A 6959-nucleotide genomic window follows, 5' to 3' on the forward strand; every position below is an offset into this window, starting at 1 on the left:
TGCGGTCGTTGCTTGCGTGGACGGTGCTGGCGGCGGGGCTGTCGGGATCGACGCTGGCGCCGGTGGGCTGGGCGGTGGCCCGCATGGATGGCGCTGGGCAGTCACAGGGCATGTCGTTGCGTGCGGACGCGGCAGGCCTGCCGCTGGGCATCGTGCCTGGGCCGGGAGGGACTCGGAAGGACGCGACCAAGGACACGGCGGTGCTGCCGCCGGGTATCGTGGAGGGCAAGGTGGGCAGCCTGTCGGGCGCGGTGTCGGTGGATCCCTCGGGCGCGGCGGGCTGGTCGATGGCGTTGACGCCGGTACCTGGGGTAGGCGGGATGACGCCCGGGCTGGGGATCAGCTACGACGGCGCCGGTTACGGAGGTCTGGGCCTGGGCTTTTCGCTCGATGCCGGCGGCACGATCAGCCGCTGCCGTTCGACGCTGGCGCAGGACGGTGCGCACGGTCCGATCACGTGGACGCAGGCCGACCCGATCTGCTGGAACGGATCGCGTCTGGAGGCGGTGAAGGGCGTGCACGGCGGAGCCGGCACGGAGTACCGGGTGCCGCTGGACCGCAACACGCGGGTCGTGGGCCTGGGCGCGACGACCTCCCCGTATTCGGGGTTTGCGGTGTACACACCGGACGGCCGGGTGACGCTGTACGGCGTGCTGCAACCGCACCAGTGGACGCTGGAGGCGATGCAGTGGGCGCAGGTGGACGGGGAACGCATTCCGTTTGCCTGGCACATCGCGCGGGTGCGTGACGAGGTCACGGGCAACGAGTTGCGGTATCGGTACACGGGCGAGGCGGTGGCGCAGGACGGCGAGATCACGCCGCGCGGCCACGCGTTGTCGGCGATCGAGTACGGCATCAACGAGAAGGCCGGTGCGGCGGAACCGACGCGGCAGGTGGTGTTTGACTACGCGCCGGTGCAGACGCTGCTGGGCGAGGCGAAGCCGTGGGAGCCGGTGTCGGCGTGGGTGCACCAGGGCTACGTGGCGGGCCAGTCGTACACGCGATCGACCGTGCTCACCCGGGTGACGATGCAGGTGCGCGCGCAGGAGCAATGGGACGAGGTGCGGCACTACCGGCTGGGGTACGAGCCGGTGCCGGATGTGTACACCAAGCAGCTCAGCACGCCGGACCGGCTCCGTCTGCGTGCATTGCAGGAATGCGCGCCCAATGCGACCAGTGCAGGGGCGACGTGCCTGTGGCCGACGTTGTTCGAGTGGTCCGGTCTGACCGAGCAGGCCGGCGGTGCCGTCAACCCGATGGTGCCGATGCCCGGGTACGCCTGGGACGGGGCGTCCTTCTACCCGCTGCCGCCGGCGGACCAGCTGCAGGACACGGTGTACCGGCGGCCGTCGCCGGGAATGGAGGTGAAAGCGGACCTGGACGGCGACGGCGACATCGACATGCTGGTGATGCCGGAGCGGATGAACACGGAGGTGGTGCCGCTGCAGTTCTGGGAGTACTGGCAGACCGATCCGAACGTGCACGGGGCGGTGGCGACGAACGTGCCTGCGTGGTCGGCCACGCCGTGGACGAACCGGGTCGGCACGGTGGTGCCGGAGGCGGGCTCGATCCATGTGCTGGTGGACATGAACCAATCCGCGCCGCGTGCGCCCGAGGCGGTGCAGCACGGCCATCGACGCGACGACCAGTCCACGGCCACCCCGGGTGCCTGGGCGCTGAACTACGACGGCACGGGCGGGACGGATGTGCTGGTCGGCGAGCCGGTGACCGAACTGGCGGGGGCGACGATGGATCCGCCGTACGGGTTGGGCGAGGCGACCACGATCGACCGGCTGTACGCGCAGGGCAGTGCATGCGAGAACCAGGGCGCGATGTACCAGTCGACGCTGGACGCCTGCCAGGGCGAGCTGCAACGCAGCGAGGCCGACTACACGGCCCACCCCGGGTTCATGAAGGGCCTGAAGGTGCTGCGCCTGGCGCGCGGTGCGACGGGCGGGGCGACCGGCGGCAGCGGTGGCGCCGTGCAGTTCGAGCAGACCTCGCTCGGTTACCGCGACGGCCGTCCGATCCTGTGGGCGCAAGTGCTGGACATGAACGGCGACGCGCTGACGGACGTGATGTTCTGCAAGGCCGACGCCGACTATGCGGCGGCGGCGGGCAAGCCGCTGCCGATGTTCTACGGACCGGGCATGGACCCGGTGAACTGGGTGAGCGGCACGCTGCACTACGCGATGAACGCACCGGGGACCGGCATCGACCTGAGCGGCGGCGGCGTACCGGTGACGACGCCGGGCGCGGCGGGCGAACCGGTGCCGTGCCACGCCAAGGACAGCTATCTGGTGCTGGACCTGGATGGGACCGGCACCGAGTCGCTGTTGCACCGCACGCACGGCCACGTGCGACAGCTGCAGATCGCCGGCATCGCGCCGAGCGTGCCGGACGGCGTGCTCGAAGACCCGTACCCGCGCGATCCGGACAACGCTGCACTCGACGGCTACTGGCCGAAGCTGCTCAAGCGGGTGTGGGCGGACATGCCGCTGGGCGAGACGTACTACCACGCCTTCAGCTGGCATCCGGACACGGGGGTCAGGGAGCGGCCGACGACGTTGCCGTACGAGCAGTTCATGCGCTGGCAGCAGCGCGGCGGCAACAGCACGCGGCGTTACAGCACGCACCGGGCAGGGGAAGCGGCGGACGAGGACGGCGGGCCGAACGTGGGCCAGTGGCAGGGGGCGATCACCGACTGGGCCGATCCGAACGACGTGATGGTGGGCTTCGGGCCGAGCGACCTGCGCCTGGGCGACTTCAACGGCGACGGCCTGACCGACGTGCTGGCGGTCGACCAGCAGGCCTGCTACGTGCTGCAGCAGGGCGCATCTCCCGGCGACGCCCCGACCCCGTTGAACGAGGGTTGCTCGTTCCGCTCGGTGCTCGAATGGGGCGGCGACCTGGTGGAACAGACCTACGAGAAGCTGGCGGTGTTCGTGTACCTGAATCGGGGCGACGGCAGCTTCGCGCTGGGCGGCTCGACCCGGCTGTGGGACACGGACCTGGAGAGCGACCAGGCGCCGGATCCCGGCGAGATGGTGGTCGACGGCAAGGTGCTGAAAGCCGTGCTCGAACACCTGTACTGGGGCGTGGACCTGGATCCGTCGCTGGACCTCGATGGCCAGCAGATCGACGCCCTGCATCGCGAGGCCTGGACGCGGGCGACCTCGGCCACGCGCCGCTGGCGCATGGAGTTCGGCAACAGCGTGATCGGCGACCCGAACGGCGACGGCCTGGCGGACCTGGGTTACATCAAGGCGCTGTTCGCTCCCGACGGCGGCTGGCAGGGCGATAGCCTCTCGGGCACGTACACGCTGGAGCCGGTGTGGCGCCTGTCGCGGCACGGCGGCGACCTGGCGGAGGTCGACACCCCGATGGGCCTGGACCTCAAGCAACTGGTGCCGGCGAGCGTGCCGACCGGCTGGCCGGGCTGGCAGCGGGACCTGGTCAACCGGCCGACGCTGTGGAAGGACGCCGACGACGCGGCGGCCACGGTCGGCCCGTACGAGCAGCAGGCCTACGGCCTGGGCGTGCGGTTGATGCAGCTGGACGTGAACCGCGACGGCCAGCCGGAACTGGCGTTCTACGACCATGTGCGCGGGCAGTACAAGCTCGCGACGCCGACCGCGATGAGCGAACCGCAGCCGCACCTGTTGACGGCGGTGACCGACGGGCTGGGCGCGCGCACCGAGCTCGACTACGCGCCGCAATGGACGCTGACCACGCCGTCGACGCCGTGGACGCAGGACGACGTGTTCGTGCCGTATCCGCTGGTGCGGCGCCCGAGCGCGGCGGCGGCCGTGGCGCGGCTGCGCTCCGATACCGGGCAGGACGATGGCGATGCGCCGCGTTACCTGACCACGCAGTACCTGTACGGCAAGACCACGGCGGACGTGCGGCGCGGCATCAGCCTGGGCATCGAGCGCAGCTACAGCAAACAGAGTGTCCAGACGCCCAGCGGTCCGGTCAACCGGATGCGGCTGGCGCGCTACGACGTGACTCCGGCCTATGACGAAGCCTTCAAGGCCTACCCCTTGGCCGGCACGCTGCGCAGCGAGACGATGATGATCTCCGGTGGCCCGGACGACGCGGTGCGGATCAGCCACGGTGGCCAGCGCCACAGCGCCCATGCCGGCAAGGTGGGACCGACGTGGTACACACGTCTGGACAGCTCGACGGCCAGCACGTTCGAGATCGGTGCCGACGTGCCGGCGACGGCGGCCGGAACGCTGTTCGAGTGCCTGGCCGATGCCTACGACGGCGCCGGCGAGTGCACGCTTGGCCCGCAGCTCAGCCACCAGGCGTTGAACACCAGCACCACGACGATCGGCTACGACGACGACGGCTACGGCCTGGTGAAGTTCGAACTGGTCGAAGCGGCGGGCAACACCACGCTGACCGAACGCAAATACCAGCACACCGATCCGGCCGACGTGCTGGGCAAGCGTTACCTCCTCGGCCTGCCGACGACCGAGTGGGTGGCGAACGAACCGACGCCGGGGGCGGGTTACACCGTGCGCACGGTGGCGCACGCCTACGACGGCCAGGGTCGCCTGCAGCAGACCACGGTGGAGCCGCAGCAGGCGAAGTACCGGCACGCCCAGCACTACACCTACGACGCCTTCGGCAACCTTGCGACGCACACCCTCGTCGCCGACGGCCAACCTGCCAGCACCACGAGCTACCAGTACGGTGCCTCGGGCGCCTACCCGGTCAGCCAGAGCAACGCGCTGGGCCACACGACCACGACCCAGTGGAACGAAGGCTGCGGTGTGCCCGAATGCGTCACCAATGCCCTCGGCCACACCCAGGTGAGCACGCTGGATCCGTTCTGCCGCACGCGCGGCAGCCAGCTCTTCCACGGCGACACGCCGCTGACGCGCAAGACCACGATCGCGTTCGAGGAATGGCAGCCGGACGCCGTCGAAGGCTATCCGGACCGTGAAGTCCTGGTCACCACGGCGGTGGAGGGTGGCGCGAAGAGCTATGCGCTGGCCAACCGCGTCGGCCAGGCGCAGGTGGCCCAGAGCCAGGGCTTCGGCTTCGAGGTCTACACCCAGACCACCTACGACCCGCTCGGACGCGTGCTGGCGGTGAGTCTGCCGACCCGGGTGGGCGAGCAGCCGAGCGGGTGGACGACGACCGGCTACGACAGCCAGGGACGCGTCACCTTGCTCACCAAGCCGGACGGCACGCAGCAGGCCACGGCCTATGGCCGCGATCCGGACCCGGAGAAGAGCCAGCACTACGTCGCCACCGTCACCAACGAGATCGGCCACAGCGGCAGCAGCACCGTGAACGCGCTGGGCCAGGTGATCCACGTCGACCCGCCGGCCGACCCGGCATTGCCCGACGTCGATCTGTCGATGTGCTACACCTACGGCGCCTTCGGCACCCTGGTCGAAGCCGCGCCGTGCACCGCCACCGCGGCCAAGAGCCCGACCACGCTTGTGTACGACGACTACGGCCGACTGCTGCAGAGCCACGACGGCCAGGCCGGCGTGCGCACGACGCGTTACGACGTCCTGGGCCGCGTCGACGAAACCGAAGACGCCCTCGGCCAGATCACCAAGACCCGCTACGACGTGCTCGGCCGAATGATCGAACGGATCGAGGCCTACGGCACGCCGCAGGCCAAGAGCGCGACCTGGACCTACGACGCGATCGCCCCCGGCGTGCTGACCGAGGCCACCAACGCCGACGGCACGGTGACCGAATCGCCGCTGCTGGACGAACACCTGCGCCCGGCCGGCAGCACGACCACCGTGCACGGCCGCACCTACACCCAGCGCCTGAGCTACGACGCCTGGGGCCGCATCGCCAGCCAGAGCTATCCCACCCTGAGCCTGCTGGCCCCGGTGCAGACGTGGAACCAGTACAACGCCCTGGACCAGATCGTGGGCCTGAGCGTCCAGCAGCAGACCGTCTGGCAACCGATCGCGGCGGACGTCTGGGGTCACCTGACCGAACAGCGCTACGGCAGCGAGACCGCACCCACGGTGATCGCCACCGCCGCCTACGACCCGCTGACCGGCCGCCTGCACGAAGCGACGGTCGCCCAGCGCACCTGGCACGACGCCGACCTGTTCAGCGACACGCCGATCGAACGCTACACCTACGACTGGTACGACCACGGCCTGATCCGCAGCCGCGTGCAGCCCTCGCTGACCCAGCCGGGCCAGGAACAGGTGGACCGCTTCGCCTACACCCCGCGCGGCGAACTGCAGGGCTGGACCACCATCGGCGCCAACCAGGGCGTCCGGCACCACACCATGGCGTACGACGGCTTCGGCAACATCGTCCAGAGCCCGAACGGCAGCTACGCCTACGAGCAGGAAAAACTCGCACAGATCAAGGGCCCGCTGGGCCAGATCGACTACACCTACGACGGCAACGGCCAGGTCCTCACGCGCACCCATGCCGGCGGGCAGACCGCGCTGACCTACGACGCGCTCAACCGCGTCAGCGGCATCGACGCCCCCGGATCGAACCAGGCCGTCACCTACACCGCCGACGGCACCAAGGTGCATGTGCTGGACAAGGCCTCGGGCCGCGAGACGGTCTACCTCGGGGCCTACCAGGAAGAACGCGGCGGCGCGCTGGGCAAGACCATCGTCGGCCGCTACGCCCTGGGCCCGCTGCACCTGACCCGCACCTGGCAGCCGGACCTGAGCTACACCGACCAGCGCAGCTACACCCCGCCGGCCGACCACCTGGGCTCGACAACCCTGGTCACCACCGAACAGGGCAACGTGCGCGACCGCCGCGCCTACGACACCTGGGGCAACGAACGCGAACCGGGCGACTGGAACACCTTCAAGGCTGCGCCCAAGGACGAGGTGACCCTGCCGATCACCGGCTACACCGGCCACCACGAACGCAAACAGTTCGGCGCCACCGCGGCCGGCATCAGCGGGCTCATCGACATGCACACCCGCTACTACGACCCG

1 protein-coding gene is annotated in these 6959 nt (G+C 70.1%); it reads left to right on the forward strand.

Features of this window, described 5'->3' with window-relative positions; all coding sequences use genetic code 11:
* Positions 1-200: 200 nt before the first annotated feature.
* Positions 201-6959, forward strand: a 6759-nt coding sequence (locus HNQ52_RS16775) for an RHS repeat domain-containing protein (RefSeq protein ID WP_183962465.1), incomplete at its 3' end; no start/stop codon positions are given.

Origin of the sequence: Chiayiivirga flava (assembly GCF_014202825.1) — a bacterium.
In the GTDB taxonomy this organism is placed as follows: Bacteria; Pseudomonadota; Gammaproteobacteria; order Xanthomonadales; family Xanthomonadaceae; genus Chiayiivirga; species Chiayiivirga flava.